Raw genomic sequence first — 14,599 nt, 5'->3', positions numbered from 1 at the left:
TTTGCCCTTCATACCTCTGATGGGGTTTATAGGGGACGGAAGGCGACAAGTGTATAGTCGTCGCGGGGTGGCTCGTTGCCGCGCCAGCTCGCGAGCGCTTCTTCCGATCGTGCCAGTTGTTCTTTCAGCGGGAGTTCAGCGTACTGCTGTAACACCCGCAGCATACGCCGGCGTCCGAACAGCCGCTGGCGGCTGTGCGGGTCCGGTGCGCCCATCTGGTCGGTCACACCGTCAGTGAAGAGGTAGAAGCTCATACCCGGTTCGATGCTGATGCGTGTTTCGGGCATTTCCCCGGGTGGCAGCAGGGACTGATACCCCAGGCTGCCGCGGGTGGCCGCTATGGTCTCCATCTTGCCGTTGCGCTGCAGCAGCAGAGGGATGCTGGCACCGGCATAGTGCAACTCGCCGCGCTCAGGGTCATAGACACAGCAGGCGGCATCTAGGCCATCGTCAGCTTCGTTGTTGGCGCTGTGCGAGAGGTGCTGTCGGACCAGGCGATCCACGCTGTAGAGCAAGCGGGACGGGGAGGGCGTGTGGCTCTGCCGCAGCGCCTGATCCAGGGCCGAGGCCGTGATCAGGGACATAAAGGCGCCAGGCACCCCATGTCCGGTGCAGTCGGCCAGGAAGATCACACAGCGGCCGCCTTGCTCCACCACCCAGCAGTGGTCGCCGCCCACCCGCTGCAGCGGGCGCCAGAGCAGTTCAGCTTCCACGAAATGGCGCTCCAGGTCCGCCGGATCGGCCATCAGCCCTTCCTGGATCTTCCGCGCGTAGTTCAGACTCTCTGTGATCTGCCGATGCGCCGATTCGATTTCCGCGTTCTTCTCTACGAGGGCGTTCTGGGTCTGCTGCAGTTCATCCAGCAGGCGCTTTGCTTCGTCACCGCTTTTCAGGCCGCTGACCATGCTGTCAAAGGCACGCCCTGCGCGTCCAAGCTCGTCTTTGCGTTTCCACCCCAGGTGCGGCCAGACCTTTCGTTCGACCAGACGCATGGCTTCCAGCATCTGTTCGAGCGGCGTGATCACGAGGTGCCGCACCGCGTAGTGGAAGGCGATGGAGGAGCCGAGCAGCAGAATGACAATGGCACTGAGTGCTATGAGGAGCTGCCGCTGCAAAGCCCGCCGCAATTCCTCCTGACTCATTACCAACTCGAAGCGTCCGATGACGGAGCCACGGGGGTCTAGAATATCGCTGGAGGCCGTGATCGTGCCCGCTGCAGTCGAGCGCTCACTGGTGATCGACAGCATCTCCTCTTCACTCTCGCCGAATATGCGCGCAGCAACGAAGGCCGGATCCTGTTCAATGGCGCTGACCTGTGCGGCATATGTGGGGCGGTCAAGCATCCACACCGGCCGGGCCAAGGCTTCGGCAGTTAGGTGAGCGACGACGGTGACTCGCTGCTCAAGTTGCTCGTAGCGATCGCGATAGTCCAGCCAGGCGATGGTGCCCTGGGTCAGCAGGACGATCAGCGCGATGAAGGGGAAGGTGCGGAACAGCAGCCGCGCGGCGAGCTCCGAATCGCGCAGCCTGCGGTGATCGGCCTTACCAGTGCCGGAGAAGCCGCTCATAGGCTGCCTTCGGTCCCCATCCAGCGATCGGCATAGCCCAGATCGTCAATCGCCCGGCTGATCCAGGTGAAAAGCTTCTTGACCTCTAGCGGTGACTCCGGGCGCAGCAGAGCGCGGTAGCGATAGATTTGATCAGGCGTATCTGACATCAAAAGGCCCGAGTCCCCTTCCCCCCGTTTGGCCGAGATAATAGTCCAGATAGGATCGGGCTACGATAGCCATGTCGGCCCGGTGCGCGAGAACAAGCTGAATCGCGGCACGATTGTCATTGACCAAGATCATGCCGTGCTCGCTTTCCAGTTTGTCCGGATCATGCTCGAAGCCGGTGAAGGCATAGTGATAGCCCAGTATTCCCGCGACGCGCTTATCACCCAAATCGTCGAAGAAGCTCTGGGTTCGTCCCTCGAGCTTGCGCGTAACGAAAATGTCGTAGTCGAGCAGGAACACCTCTGTCGCGTCGATCGGAATTTGCCTGTTCTTCCAGCCCCACTCGGGACTTTCAAAGAACATGGCATCGAAGTGCCCCGACTCGAAATCATCGAAGCGGCGAGCCGGGGAGGTCAGGAAGAACGAGAAGCGGTAGTCAGACTGCGATGCATTGAGCCATTCGATCACATTCAACGTGAGCCCCGCCGGGGAACCATCTGCCGCCACGTCCACGAAGGGCGGAAAAACATAGCCGCCCACCGTGATGGCAACAGGCTCAGCAGACAGGCAGGGGGAAACTGCGTGGCAAGCAAGGCCGAGCAGGCTAAGCCGAACCGACGTCTGCTGATACTCGCCCCCTGCCGCCCCCCGATTATCATTATTCCCCAGTATGAAGAGTCCTGAACGCAAGGTCTACTGAGAGGCCCGCCATGCCGGGCGGCGGCTGCGTTGACGCACTGCAGCATGGCTCCTACTATCCGCCACCATCGCAAAAGCTGTTCCCTGCACCGGCACTGAAGCACCGAGTTTCAGGCCCATTGCCGTCCGAACAGATTCAGAAGCGACCGTTTTGCGCCTAGGAGCGACGTCTCATGCCATCTTCTGCCGCCTCGCCGGCTCTTCCCCAAAAACCCGACAGCCGCCCGGCCAATCCCAATTTCTCTTCCGGTCCCTGCTCCAAGCGCCCTGGTTGGTCGCTGGGCGCCCTTGAGGGTGCCTTTCTCGGCCGCTCCCATCGCGCCAAGCCAGGGAAGGCCAAGCTGGCAGAAGTGATTGAGCGCTCGCACCGCCTTCTTGGCCTTCCGCAAGACTGGCGCTTGGGGATCGTGCCGGGGTCGGACACGGGCGCCATGGAAATGGCGCTCTGGTCGCTGCTGGGCCCGCGCGGCGTCGACATCCTCGCCTGGGAGTCCTTCGGTCAGGGCTGGGCCACCGACGTGGTCAAGCAGCTCAAACTGAGCGACACCCGCGTGCTGACGGCGGACTATGGCGATCTGCCGGATCTCGGCGCGGTGGCGAAGGACCGCGACGTGATCTTCACCTGGAACGGCACCACCTCGGGCGTGCGCGTGCCGCATGCCGACTGGATTGCCACCGACCGCGAAGGGCTGGCGATCTGCGATGCGACCTCGGCCGCCTTCGCCATGCCGCTCGACTATGACAAGCTCGATGTCGTCACTTGGTCCTGGCAGAAAGTGCTGGGCGGGGAGGCGGCGCACGGAATGCTCGCCCTTTCGCCGCGGGCGGTGGCGCGCCTGGAGAGCCACACGCCTGCCTGGCCGATGCCCAAGGTCTTTCGCATGACCAAGGGTGGTAAGCTGATTGAAGGGATATTCAAGGGCGAGACCATCAACACGCCATCGATGCTGGCGGTCGAGGATGCGCTGGACGGTCTGCGTTGGGCGGAGAGCATCGGCGGCCTGTCTGCCTTGATCGCGCGCAGTGAGGCAAACTACCGTTGTCTGGCTGATTGGGTTGCGAGCCGGGACTGGATCGATTTCCTGGCCAAGGCGCCGGAGACCCGTTCGCCCACCTCCATGTGCTTCAGCTTCGTCGATCCCTGGTTCGAGCAGCTTTCGTCCGAGCAGCAGGCCGCATTTGCCAAAAGCTTTGCTGCAACTCTCGATGCCGAAGGCGTCGCCTATGATGTGGGTGCATACCGCGATGCGCCGCCGGGGCTGCGCATCTGGGGCGGGGCGACGGTCGAAACCGCCGATCTGGAAGCTCTGCTGCCCTGGCTGGACTGGGCCTGGGCAAAACTGCGCCACGAGCAGGCCTGACGCCGCTATCGCGAACGACACGAACGAAAGAGTGTAGAAACCCATGCCCAAGGTACTTATCGCCGACAAGCTCAGCCCACGTGCCGCCAAACTCTTCGAAGAGCGCGGCGTCGAGGTCGATGTCGTCCACGGCCTCTCGGAAGAGGATCTGGTTGCCCGCATGGGCGATTATGACGGACTGGCTGTGCGTTCCGCCACCAAGGCCACGGCTGCCGTCCTGGAAGCGGGCGCGCGTGGGCGTCTGCGTGTTGTGGGCCGGGCCGGGATCGGCGTGGACAACATCGACGTGCCGGCCGCCACCGCTCATGGAGTGGTGGTGATGAACACCCCCTACGGTAACGCCGTGACGACGGCCGAGCATGCCATAGCCATGATGTTCGCTCTGGCCCGGCAGTTGCCGGCGGCGGACCGCTCAACCCAGGCCGGGAAGTGGGAGAAGTCCAAGTTCATGGGCGTCGAGCTTTCGGGCAAGACGCTGGGCGTCATCGGTTGCGGCAACATCGGCTCCATCGTCTGCGACCGGGCACACGGCCTGCGCATGAAGGTCGTTGCCTACGACCCCTTCCTCTCGCCCGATCGCGCCCAGGACTTGGGTGTCGAGAAGGTCGAACTGGAGGAGCTGCTGCGCCGGGCCGATATCATCACGCTCCACGTGCCGCTGACCGATCAGACCCGCGGAATTCTCGACGCCGAAGCGATGGCGAAGTGCCGCAAGGGCGTGCTCATCGTGAACTGCGCGCGTGGCGGTCTGGTGGTGGAGACGGATTTGAAGGCTGCACTGGAATCCGGTCAGGTGGGGGGCGCAGCCCTCGACGTGTTCGAGGTCGAGCCCGCTAAGGAGAACGCGCTTTTTGGCACGCCGAACCTGATCTGCACCCCGCACCTGGGTGCCTCGACCGCAGAGGCGCAGGAGAACGTGGCCCTGCAGGTGGCCGAGCAGATGAGCGACTATCTGCTGACCGGTGCCGTGACCAATGCGCTCAACATGCCCTCGCTCACAGCGGAAGATGCCAAGCATCTCGGCCCTTATATGGCGCTGGCGGATCAGCTTGGCTCCTTTGCCGGGCAGCTCACGCGCACGGGGCTCAAAGCCATCCGTATCGAGTACGAAGGCCATGTGGCCGGCCTCAACACCCGACCGTTGACGCAGGCGGTGCTGGTGGGTGTGCTTCGTCCGATGCTTGATTCCGTGAACATGGTGAACGCTCCCGTGCTGGCGCGGCAGCGAGACATTGCGGTGGCGGAAACCAAGTACGAGCGTGACTGCGACTACCAGACGCTGATCCGCGTGACCCTGGAAACGGAAAAGCAGGTGCGCTCGGTCGCCGGAACGCTCTTCGGCGGTTCGAAGCCGCGGCTCGTGGAAATCAAGGACATCCAGGTCGAAGCGCAGCTGGGGCAGCACATGCTCTATCTTACCAACCATGACACGCCCGGCGTGATCGGCAGTGTGGGGCGTATTCTGGCTGAGGCCGGCATGAACATCGCCACCTTCCATCTGGGCCGTGCCGAGGCAGGGGGCGATGCCATCTGTCTCATCGAGCTCGACGCCGAGATTCCCCCGGCCGCGCTCGCAGAGGTGCGGGCCCTCCCGCAGGTGCTGCGCGCCGAGCCCTTGCGTTTTTGACTTCTGGTCACCCGTAAGGGGAGGCTTTCGAGTCCGGACTTTCGAGGCCGGGGCAAACCCGCTACTAACGGCCTCGAAAGTCGGGAGCGAAGCGAGACCATGAGCATCACCCAGCTATCAGATGTGGCCGGGCTGGCACTGCTGCCTGCCGGTTTGCAGGACGGTCTGCCGCCGGACGCCGCGCACGAAGCGGCGCTGGTGGAGCAGATGATCGCCACGCTGGCCGGCTACGGCTATGAGCGGGTCAAGCCGCCACTGTTGGAATTCGAGGACTCGCTGCTGGCCGGCCCGGGCGAGCAGGTGGCACAGCAGACTTTCCGCCTGATGGACCCGATCAGCCAACGCATGATGGGTCTGCGCGCCGACATGACGCCCCAGGTGGCGCGCATTGCCGCCTCGCGCCTCGGCCGAGCGCCCCGGCCGCTGCGGCTCTGTTATGCGGGAGAGGTGCTGCGGGTGCGCGGCAATCAATTGCGCCCGGAGCGGCAGTTCGCACAGGTGGGCGCCGAGCTGCTGGGCAGCGATGCACCCGCCGCGGATGCGGAGGTGGTGCGGCTGGCGGCCGACGCGCTGCAGAGCCTGGGACTGAAGTCCCTCAGCATCGACCTGTCCTTGCCCACGCTGGTGGGCGGCCTGCTGGCGGATCTGCACATCACGGAGGACGCCGGAAGGGCGCTGCGTTCCGCCCTCGACCGCAAGGACGCCGCCGCTGTGCACGCGGCTGCTGGCGACTCTGCACCCCTGTTCGACGGCCTCTTGCGTGCTGTGGGCCCAGTGGGCAAGGCCCTGCCGGCGCTCCAGGCCTTGGACCTGCCCGAAGCGGCGCGGCGCGAGGTGGCCGGTCTGGCGCAAGTGGTCGAACAGGTGGCGCGGGAGGCGCCTGAACTGCGCCTGACCGTCGATCCCGTCGAGCACCGAGGCTACGAGTATCAAACCGGTCTGTCCTTCACGCTTTTCGCCACCGGCGTGCGCGGCGAGTTGGGCCGGGGAGGGCGCTATGCGGCAATCGGAGCGCAGGGCGTTGAGGATCGGGCGACGGGCTTTACACTCTTCATGGACACGCTGCTGCGTGCCTTGCCTGCTGTGCAGCGCCGAAAGCGCGTCTACCTGCCGATCGGAACGGATCCGGCGCAGGCCCGCGGCTTGAGGGCGACGGGATGGGTTACCGTGGCGGGGCTGGAACCTGTGGCAGATCCCCTGGCGGAAGCCCAGCGCCTGCAATGTGGCCATCTGCTGCAGGACGGGGTCCTGCACGAAGTGGAGAATGAGTGAGTCATGGCGAATGTAGCGGTCGTCGGTTCTCAGTGGGGCGACGAGGGTAAAGGCAAGATCGTCGATTGGCTGTCCGAGCGGGCCGACGTCGTGGTGCGCTTCCAGGGCGGGCACAATGCGGGCCACACTCTGGTGGTGGACGGCGTGACCTATAAGCTCTCGCTGCTGCCCTCCGGTGTGGTGCGGCCGCACAAGCTGTCCGTCATCGGCAACGGTGTGGTCGTCGACCCCTGGGCGCTGGCCGAGGAAATCGAACGTATTCGTGAACAGGGTGTGGCCATCACACCGGACAACTTGAAGATTGCCGAGAATGTCACTCTGATTCTGCCACCGCACGGCCGCCTGGACCGGGCGCGGGAGGCGGCGCAGGGCAAGAAGGCCATCGGCACGACGGGGCGCGGCATCGGGCCAGCCTACGAAGACAAGGTGGGACGGCGGGCCGTGCGCCTGTGCGATCTGGCCGATCCGGATCTGCTTTCCGACCGCCTAGATCAGTTGCTTGTGCATCACAATGCCCTGCTGCGTGGGCTGGGCGAGACCGAGATCGACAAGGCCGAGCTCATGGCGCAGCTACTGGAGATCGCCCCGAAGGTGCTGCCCTATGTGGACCGAGTCTGGCAGCGCTTGGAGGCCGCGCGGCGCAGTGGCAAGCGCATCCTCTTTGAAGGCGCTCAAGGGGCTTTGTTGGATGTCGACCACGGCACCTATCCCTATGTGACCTCCTCCAACACGGTTGCCGGGCAGGCGGCGGCCGGATCTGGCACCGGCCCAGCCGTGATCAATCAGGTGCTCGGCATCACCAAGGCCTACACCACCCGTGTCGGCTCCGGTCCCTTCCCAACAGAGTTGGATGACGAGATCGGCCAGCGGCTTGGCGAGCGCGGGCGTGAGTTCGGCACAGTTACCGGTCGGCGGCGGCGTTGCGGCTGGTTTGACGCTGTTCTGGTGCGCCAGGCGATCCAGACCGGCGGCATCACCGGCATCGCATTGACCAAGCTGGACGTGCTCGATGGCCTCTCCGAACTCAAGATCGGCGTGGGCTATGAGATCGATGGCCAGCGCTACGACTATCTGCCGGCCAGCCCAGCGCTGCAGGCCAAGGCAGTGCCGATCTATGAGACCTTGCCCGGGTGGGGCGAGAGCACCCAGGGCGCGCGCAGCTGGGGCGACCTGCCGGCGACCGCCGTCAAGTATGTCCGGCACATCGAGGAGTTGGTGGGCGCGCCGGTGACGCTGCTCTCCACCAGCCCGGACCGGGACGACACCATCCTGATGCGCGATCCCTTCGCCGGCTAACAGCGGGCAGGGATCAAAGCGGGCGGGCGAAGCTGATCTCGTGGCCGTCGGGGTCGCGGATGTGAAAGTAGCGCTCGCCCCACGGCGCGTCCTGCGGAGCGAAGTCGGGCGCAAGTCCCGCTTTGACGGCCTGGGCGTGGCAGTCGTCGACGTCTGTGACGTAGAAGATCGCGCGGCCCCACCAGTCGATCTCCTGCTCCGGGCCTACCTTGATGAGATTGAGGTGGCCAGGCCCCGCGTGAAAGCTGGTGAAATCGGCCTTCTCGCCACCATACTTGAGCAGAAATCCAAGCTTGCGATAGAAGGCCACGGCCGCTGCCATGTCGTGGGTGGCCAGTGTGACGGCGCTCAGGCTTTCGATCATCGCTGCGTCTCCTCTGCACAATGCGGTATATAGTTACCACAACACTAAAGATGCTGATTTATCGCCATTTTCCGGCGTTGACTTTGGTCTGAGCGGAGCGTAAAAGCCCTCGAACCGCGCGGCAGAAGCCATGCGTTTTTCTGTGCGCAGGCAGTTTTCAGCGACACCCGTCGACCAGCGAAGGCCAAACATGAAGACCTATTCCGCAAAGCCGACTGACGTCGAGAGAAAGTGGTACGTGATCGACGCCGAAGACGTCGTTCTCGGCCGTCTCGCCAGTCGGGTTGCCAACGTGCTGCGTGGCAAGCACAAGGCAATGTACACTCCGCATATCGATACCGGCGACCATGTCATCATCATCAACGCCGAGAAGGTAAAGCTGACCGGCAAGAAGCTGCAACAGAAGCGCTTCTACTGGCACACGGGCTATCCCGGTGGGATCAAGGATCGCACCATGGGACAGATCCTCGGCGGCCGCTTTCCGGAGCGGGCGATCGAGAAGGCCGTGCAGCGCATGATCCCGAGCGGCCCTCTGGGGCGCGCCCAGCTCAAGAAGCTGCGTGTCTATGCCGGTGCCGAACACCCGCATGAGGCCCAGCAGCCCGAGGTCCTGGACCTCGCCGCGATGAACCCGAAGAACAAGAGGGCCTGACCCCATGGCCGAACAGACCCTGACCTCCCTCGACCAACTCGGCGGTGCCGCGGTGGCTGAGCCCACCAGCGAAGCCGCACCGGTTACCGCGCAGCCGAAGCGCGATGAGTTCGGTCGCTCCTATGCCACCGGCCGCCGCAAGGAGTCGGTTGCCCGTGTGTGGATCAAGCCCGGCAGCGGCAACATCACCGTTAACGGCAAGGCGCTGGATGTCTACTTCGCGCGTCCGGTGCTGCGCATGCTGATCGCGCAGCCTTTCCTGGTGTCGAACCGGGACGGCCAGTTCGATGTGATCTGCACCGTCTCCGGCGGCGGACTCTCCGGCCAGGCCGGTGCCGTGCGCCACGGCATCTCTCGTGCCCTGACCCACTACGAGCCGGAACTGCGGCCGGTGCTGAAGCAGGTCGGCTTCCTCACCCGCGACAGCCGCGCGGTGGAGCGCAAGAAGTACGGCCGGGCCAAGGCACGCCGGAGCTTCCAGTTCTCCAAGCGCTGATCCCATCCGGATCGCACAAGCATCAAGGGCGGCCTATACAGGCCGCCCTTTTTGTTGGGACTGTTGCTTGGGTGATTGAACCGTCAGGAGCCGCCGGTCGGACGGCCCTGAAACAGTTTCCGCTTATGCGGTTGCCAAGCGTTCTTCGATGGCGGCGTTGCGGATGGCCTTCTGCAACTTCTCGAAGGCACGAACCTCGATCTGGCGCACGCGCTCGCGGCTGATGCCGTACTCCTGGCTCAACTCCTCCAGGGTGGTCGGCTCTTCCTTAAGGCGCCGCTCATTCAGGATGTGCTTTTCCCGATCGTTGAGGTTCTCCATCGCCCTGACCAGCAGTGCGCGCCGCTTGGTCAGTTCCTCGTCCTCCGCGTAGCGGGTTTCCTGATCCTCGCTATCGTCGGTGAGCCAGTCCTGCCACTCACCATCGCCATCGATACGCAGCGGCGCGTTGAGCGAGTGGTCCGGTCCGGCCAGACGGCGGTTCATGTTCACCACATCGACCTCAGGCACGCTGAGTTGCGTGGCGATGTGGCTGACTTGCTCAGGATGAAGGTCGCCGTCATCGATGGCCTGCATCTGGCCCTTGAGCTTGCGCAGGTTGAAGAAGAGCTTCTTCTGCGCTGCCGTGGTGCCCATTTTCACCAGTGACCAGGAATGCAGGATGTATTCCTGGATGGCCGCGCGGATCCACCACATGGCGTAGGTGGCGAGGCGGAAGCCCTTTTCAGGATCAAAGCGCTTCACGGCCTGCATCATGCCGACGTTGCCTTCGCTGATCAGTTCAGCCAAAGGCAGACCATAGCCGCGGTAACCCATGGCAATCTTGGCCACGAGCCGCAGATGGCTGGTTACAAGCTGATGCGCCGCCTCCAGATCCTCACGCTCCTGCCAGCGTCTGGCGAGCATGTACTCCTGATCGGCTTCCAACATGGGAAACTTGCGGATTTCCTGCAGGTAACGCGTCAGGTTGCTCTCGGCAGTAAGCACCGGAAGCTTGGGGGAAGCAGTTGCTGTACTCATGATCCATCACCCCTTTCGATCGGATTTCCCACTTGGCTGAACCGGCCCTTTGCCCAATCCATACCAATGCTATCCGAATTGCGTGATATTAGACTAATTCCAGAAGAGTGGTCAAGTTCCTCAGATCGGGTGGTAGATCTGATTGAAAGCTGAGGCGTTCTCCGCTGACCGGATGAGAGAAACCCAGGGTGCGCGCGTGTAGCGCCTGACGGCCAAGCTCCGCAATGGCGTCGCGCAGTTCCACGGGAAGGTCCTTCATCCTTCGTTGTACGCTGCCGCCATAGACCGGATCACCCAGTAGCGAATGACCTGCGTCAGTCAGATGAACCCGGATTTGGTGCGTACGCCCCGTGAGAAGACGACACTCGAGCCGGCTGATTGTTCCCCCGGCGTAGCGGGCAATCGTGCGATAGCGTGTGATCGCGGTCTTTCCGCCCCGGCGCAACACAGCCATCTTCTTACGATTGCGCGGGCTGCGGCCGATGTTGCCGCTTATCTCGCCGGCGGGCGGCGAGAGACTGCCCCAGACAAAAGCGTCGTAGGCGCGCTCGATGCTCCGCGCGGCAAACTGCTCGGTCAGCGAGTGCAGTGCTCTTTCCGTCTTGGCCGCGACCATGACCCCGCTGGTGTCCTTGTCGAGGCGATGGACGATCCCCGGTCGACGCTCACCGCCAATCCCGGTCAGTTCCGCGCCGCAGTGGGCGATCAGGGCGTTCACCAGAGTGTGGTCCGGGTTACCCGGTGCGGGATGCACAACAAGGCCGGCGGGCTTGTCGATCACGATCAGTTCGGCATCCTCATAAAGGACAGAAAGGTCCAGGGCCTGGGCCTCGGGCGGAGCCTCTCTAATCTCCGGTATGTCTATGGCGAAACTTTGACTGGATTTGACCCGTAATGAGGCCTCGACTATCGTCGCGCCGTCGCTGCTGACCCTCCCTTCGTCGATCAACTGCTTGACGCGGCTGCGTGACATTCCGACAAGACGTGCGGCGAGATAGCGATCGAGCCGCAGGCCGACTTCGGCCTCTTCCACGCTGAAGCAATAGCGACCGGGATCGATGGTTCCGCTCGGGGAGGGGGGAGGGGGAGTTCTTGGTGGCATGATGGAACAAGAGGACACGAAGCGATGGCGGCGCTCAAGGCCCTGGTGATCGGAATGGCGGTCCTGATCGTCGCGGGGATGGGGTTGGTGGTCTATGGAATGGTGCGCCAAGCTGACGGGCTGCGCGGTGCGCCCGAGGTCGTCGAGGCACAGCAGACAGTCCCGGAGGCCTGCACTCTGGCCGAAGTGACGGCCGACGGCCGCGGATTGCTGTTGCTGCGGCTGGCAGGGCCGGTGGAACAGGGCTGTCGGGCGGTGCTGCTGTTCGACGCGCGCCAGGGGGACTTCCGTGGCCGCATCGACCTCCCGGCGGAATGAATTGAGAGTGCTTCAAGAATGGTGAATTTCGCTTCCGACAATGTGACCGGCGCCTGTCCCGAAGTCTTGCAGGCTGTGATCGACGCCAACGAGAGCGGGCCGCGGATGCCCTATGGAAACGATGCCGCCACGCAGGCGATCGAGGCGCGCCTGGGTGATGTCTTCGACACTGAAGTGAAGGTGCTCCTGGTGGCGACCGGCACTGCTGCGAACTCCCTCGCCCTGGCAGCGCTGACGCCGCCCTGGGGCGCGGTCTACTGCCACGAAGAGGCGCACATCCAGAACTCCGAGTGCGGCGCACCTGAACTCTTCAGCGGCGGTGCCAAACTGATGCCGCTGGCCGGACCGCAGGGCAAGCTGGAGGCGGCAACGCTGGAGGCGGCAATCGACCGCAGCGGGTCCGTCCACCACAGCCAGCCAGCGGCCCTCTCGCTGACGCAAAGCACCGAAGCGGGCACCCTCTACCGACCGGCCGAGATCTCGGCGCTGACGCAGGTCGCCCGAGGCGCGGGGCTGCACGTCCACATGGACGGGGCGCGCTTTGCCAACGCCGTGGCAGCGCTGCAATGCCATCCGGCCGACATCACCTGGAAGGCCGGTGTCGATGCGCTGTCCTTCGGCGGCACCAAGAACGGCTGTCTGGCGGCGGAAGCCGTGGTCTTCTTCCGACCGGAACTGGCCGAGAATGCGGCCTTTCTGCGCAAGCGCACCGGGCATCTCTTCTCGAAGATGCGCCTGCTCACGGCGCAGTTTGAGGGTTACCTGACCGACGATGCCTGGCTACGCCATGCCCGGCATGCCAACGCCATGGCCACGCGCCTGGCCGAAGGGCTGGAGAAGGTGCCGGGCATCGCGTTGCACTATCCGGTGGAAAGCAATCAGGTCTTTGCGCGCTTTCCCAGGGCGGTCACGCAGAAGCTGCAGGCCCAGGGCTTCCAGTTCTATGCCGAAATGCACGAGGGTGCGTCGCGCCTGGTGACCGCATGGTCGACGCGCGATGAGGAAGTCGACGCTTTCCTCGACGCCACTCGAGCAGCAGCGGACGAGGCTGCCGCTTAGACCGGCTATTCGTCCAGGGCCCGCCGCAGGCGGCGTAGCAGCACGCCGCGACGCTTGGCATCGGCTGCCTGGTCGAGGGCGTGTTTGATGTCGAGCGTCAGCTGCGCGTAATCGTTGTGCCAGTCTTCCCGGCTGAGACTGGCCAGGCTTTCCCGAGGCAAACGCGAGTGCCTGGGCGCCTGCAAGGGGCGTGCACCATCTGAAAGGTCATAGACATCATCGAGCTGTGGCAAGAGAATCCTCTCGTTGTCGATGCCCTGGGCGAGCAATCGCTCTCTCAGGCCATCGCGACCCTCTTCTTCGCCGTGGACGAGGAAGACCCCGCCGCGCAAGGGCAGGCGCTGCGTGATCCACTGCGCCAGTTCCTCGGCGTCAGCGTGGCCGCTGTAACCCTCGAGGTTCCTGATCTTTGCCCGGACCGCCACTTCCTCCCCATGAATGCGCACAAAATCGCGGCCCTGGAGCAGCAGGCTGCCCATCGTGCCGGTTGCCTGATAGCCGGTGATCAGCACCGTGCTGTCGGGGCGCCAAAGATGCGCTTTCAGGTGATAGCGGATGCGGCCGGCGTCGCACATGCCGCTGCCGGCCATGATGATCGCACCACCGCGAAAGCGGTCGATGGCCTTGCTTTCCTCAACGCGCAGGGTGAAGCGGAAGTTGGGCAGTCGGAAGGGATCGATGCCCTTCGGCATGTTCTCCAACTCGCGGGCGTGATGCCGAAACACCTCGGTCGCGCGAATCGCAAGCGGCGAGTCGAGAAAGAGCGGCACCTTCGGCAGGGCACCGGACACGAAGAGCGTGCAGAGATCCGCCAGTAGCTCCTGAGTGCGTTCGATCGCGAAGGCCGGGATCAGCAGGTTGCCGCCGCGGTCCAGCGCGGCCGTCACCTCCTTGCGCAGCCGCTCGCGCCTTTCCTCGACTGTCAGCCGCGGGCGTGGGCGGTCGCCGTAGGTCGACTCGCAGATCAGGTAATCGAGATTGCTGGGCGCCTCCGGGTCGCTGTGAAACAGCTTGTGCTCCGGGCCGATGTCGCCGGAGAAGAGCAGCCGCAACAGCCGCGGTTCGCCGTCGTTGAGCATCTGCAGCTCAATGGACGCGGACCCCAGAATGTGACCGGCGTTCCAGAAGCGCGCCTCCACCCCGGGTGCCGGCTCGATCCGCTCACCGTAGGCGACGGGTTTCAGCAGCTTCAGCGTTTCGGCCGCGTCTTCCGCCGTGTAGATCGGCGTCACCTCCTCCTGGTCGCGCTGCCGGTTGCGACGGTTGAGCCGCTCCACCTCGCTTTCCTGCACCTGCGCCGAATCCGGGAGCGTATAGGTGAGGAGGTCTGCGGTGCCGGGGGTCGTGTAGATCGGTCCTCGGAATCCACGGGCCACCAGCTTGGGCAGGAGGCCGGAATGGTCCGCGTGCGCATGGGTGAGCAGCACGAAATCGAGCTTTGCCGGATCGAAGGGGAAGTCGCCGTAGTTCAGCGCCTTGATCGTCTTGGTGCCCTGGAACAGCCCGCAATCCACCAGGAAATTGCCGCTGTCGTACACCATGTGAAAGCAGGAGCCGGTCACGGCCCCGGCGGCTCCATGAAAGGCCAGAGTGATCGGCAAGCCCTGTCTCTCCCAAC

Annotated in this window: 15 protein-coding genes; 8 read left to right on the top strand and 7 right to left on the bottom strand. The window is 64.1% G+C overall.

The genetic code is table 11. The features are described 5' to 3' along the window. Window positions 1-26: 26 nt before the first annotated feature. Genes P2G67_RS10300 through P2G67_RS10290 form a run of 3 tightly spaced genes read right to left on the bottom strand, consistent with a single transcriptional unit; the run spans window position 27 to window position 2,405 of the window. Window positions 27-1,568, bottom strand: coding sequence for a SpoIIE family protein phosphatase (locus P2G67_RS10300; protein ID WP_275822703.1), 1,542 nt, complete (start codon window positions 1,566-1,568; stop codon window positions 27-29). Beyond that, window positions 1,565-1,717, bottom strand: coding sequence for a hypothetical protein (locus P2G67_RS10295; protein WP_275822701.1), 153 nt, complete (start codon window positions 1,715-1,717; stop codon window positions 1,565-1,567). The genes P2G67_RS10300 and P2G67_RS10295 overlap by 4 nt, the downstream gene beginning before the upstream one ends. Further along, window positions 1,701-2,405, bottom strand: coding sequence for a substrate-binding periplasmic protein (locus P2G67_RS10290; protein WP_275822699.1), 705 nt, complete (start codon window positions 2,403-2,405; stop codon window positions 1,701-1,703). The genes P2G67_RS10295 and P2G67_RS10290 overlap by 17 nt, the downstream gene beginning before the upstream one ends. Before the next feature lie 182 nt (window positions 2,406-2,587). Between P2G67_RS10290 and P2G67_RS10285 the strand changes: the two genes are divergently transcribed. The 4 genes from P2G67_RS10285 (at window position 2,588) to P2G67_RS10270 (ending at window position 7,970) form a co-directional block, all read left to right on the top strand. Then, window positions 2,588-3,775, top strand: a complete 1,188-nt coding sequence (locus P2G67_RS10285) for a phosphoserine transaminase (protein WP_275822697.1) — start codon at window positions 2,588-2,590, stop codon at window positions 3,773-3,775. Window positions 3,776-3,818: 43 nt separating this feature from the next. Beyond that, the gene (gene serA / locus P2G67_RS10280; RefSeq protein ID WP_275822695.1) at window positions 3,819-5,402 is read left to right on the top strand and encodes a phosphoglycerate dehydrogenase; all 1,584 of its coding nucleotides are present in this window, start codon (window positions 3,819-3,821) and stop codon (window positions 5,400-5,402) included. Between the two features lie 105 nt (window positions 5,403-5,507). Beyond that, window positions 5,508-6,674 (top strand): ATP phosphoribosyltransferase regulatory subunit, encoded by a 1,167-nt coding sequence (locus tag P2G67_RS10275; RefSeq protein ID WP_437124256.1) that lies wholly within the window; start codon window positions 5,508-5,510, stop codon window positions 6,672-6,674. A 3-nt stretch (window positions 6,675-6,677) separates the two neighbouring features. Continuing rightward, on the top strand, window positions 6,678-7,970 hold the full coding sequence (locus tag P2G67_RS10270; protein WP_275822691.1) for an adenylosuccinate synthase: 1,293 nt from the start codon (window positions 6,678-6,680) through the stop codon (window positions 7,968-7,970). Between the two features lie 13 nt (window positions 7,971-7,983). On the opposite strand, the gene P2G67_RS10265 is transcribed toward P2G67_RS10270, so the two are convergent. Continuing rightward, entirely contained in the window at window positions 7,984-8,334 is a 351-nt protein-coding gene (locus tag P2G67_RS10265; protein WP_275822689.1) for a VOC family protein, read from the bottom strand. 190 nt (window positions 8,335-8,524) lie between these two features. Between P2G67_RS10265 and rplM the strand changes: the two genes are divergently transcribed. Next, window positions 8,525-8,986, top strand: a complete 462-nt coding sequence (rplM, locus tag P2G67_RS10260; RefSeq protein ID WP_275822687.1) for a 50S ribosomal protein L13 — start codon at window positions 8,525-8,527, stop codon at window positions 8,984-8,986. Between the two features lie 4 nt (window positions 8,987-8,990). Next, window positions 8,991-9,482 (top strand): 30S ribosomal protein S9, encoded by a 492-nt coding sequence (gene rpsI / locus P2G67_RS10255; protein WP_275822685.1) that lies wholly within the window; start codon window positions 8,991-8,993, stop codon window positions 9,480-9,482. A gap of 123 nt (window positions 9,483-9,605) precedes the next feature. Here the strand turns inward: rpsI and rpoH are convergent, their stop codons facing one another. Beyond that, entirely contained in the window at window positions 9,606-10,502 is an 897-nt protein-coding gene (rpoH, locus tag P2G67_RS10250; protein WP_275822683.1) for an RNA polymerase sigma factor RpoH, read from the bottom strand. A gap of 88 nt (window positions 10,503-10,590) precedes the next feature. Beyond that, window positions 10,591-11,535 (bottom strand): RluA family pseudouridine synthase, encoded by a 945-nt coding sequence (locus tag P2G67_RS10245; protein ID WP_275822681.1) that lies wholly within the window; start codon window positions 11,533-11,535, stop codon window positions 10,591-10,593. Window positions 11,536-11,628: 93 nt separating this feature from the next. On the opposite strand from P2G67_RS10245, the gene P2G67_RS10240 reads away from it, so the two are divergent. Beyond that, window positions 11,629-11,922 carry a hypothetical protein gene (locus tag P2G67_RS10240; RefSeq protein WP_275822678.1) on the top strand — a complete coding sequence of 98 codons (294 nt, stop codon included), beginning with the start codon at window positions 11,629-11,631 and terminating at the stop codon, window positions 11,920-11,922. Window positions 11,923-11,940: 18 nt separating this feature from the next. Next, window positions 11,941-12,981: a threonine aldolase family protein gene (locus P2G67_RS10235; RefSeq protein ID WP_322099681.1), complete on the top strand. Its 1,041-nt coding sequence runs from the start codon at window positions 11,941-11,943 to the stop codon at window positions 12,979-12,981. A gap of 5 nt (window positions 12,982-12,986) precedes the next feature. Here P2G67_RS10235 and P2G67_RS10230 read toward each other — a convergent pair whose 3' ends face one another. Then, window positions 12,987-14,582: an MBL fold metallo-hydrolase RNA specificity domain-containing protein gene (locus P2G67_RS10230; protein ID WP_275822676.1), complete on the bottom strand. Its 1,596-nt coding sequence runs from the start codon at window positions 14,580-14,582 to the stop codon at window positions 12,987-12,989. Between the last annotated feature and the right edge of the window lie 17 nt (window positions 14,583-14,599).

It is taken from the genome of Aquibaculum arenosum (assembly GCF_029222965.1).
Taxonomy (GTDB): domain Bacteria; phylum Pseudomonadota; class Alphaproteobacteria; order Kiloniellales; family DSM-21159; genus Aquibaculum; species Aquibaculum arenosum.
Note: the sequence above shows the minus strand (reverse complement) of the source record. Positions and strands in the feature narration are given on the sequence as shown.

Coding starts and splice junctions, on each gene's coding strand:
- P2G67_RS10235 (WP_322099681.1), top strand. CDS start 11,941: ATGGTGAATTTCGCTTCCGACAATGTGACCGGCGCCTGTCCCGAAGTC.
- P2G67_RS10295 (WP_275822701.1), bottom strand. CDS start 1,717: ATGTCAGATACGCCTGATCAAATCTATCGCTACCGCGCTCTGCTGCGC.
- P2G67_RS10270 (WP_275822691.1), top strand. CDS start 6,678: ATGGCGAATGTAGCGGTCGTCGGTTCTCAGTGGGGCGACGAGGGTAAA.
- rpsI (WP_275822685.1), top strand. CDS start 8,991: ATGGCCGAACAGACCCTGACCTCCCTCGACCAACTCGGCGGTGCCGCG.
- P2G67_RS10265 (WP_275822689.1), bottom strand. CDS start 8,334: ATGATCGAAAGCCTGAGCGCCGTCACACTGGCCACCCACGACATGGCA.
- P2G67_RS10300 (WP_275822703.1), bottom strand. CDS start 1,568: ATGAGCGGCTTCTCCGGCACTGGTAAGGCCGATCACCGCAGGCTGCGC.
- P2G67_RS10240 (WP_275822678.1), top strand. CDS start 11,629: ATGGCGGCGCTCAAGGCCCTGGTGATCGGAATGGCGGTCCTGATCGTC.
- rpoH (WP_275822683.1), bottom strand. CDS start 10,502: ATGAGTACAGCAACTGCTTCCCCCAAGCTTCCGGTGCTTACTGCCGAG.
- P2G67_RS10285 (WP_275822697.1), top strand. CDS start 2,588: ATGCCATCTTCTGCCGCCTCGCCGGCTCTTCCCCAAAAACCCGACAGC.
- serA (WP_275822695.1), top strand. CDS start 3,819: ATGCCCAAGGTACTTATCGCCGACAAGCTCAGCCCACGTGCCGCCAAA.
- rplM (WP_275822687.1), top strand. CDS start 8,525: ATGAAGACCTATTCCGCAAAGCCGACTGACGTCGAGAGAAAGTGGTAC.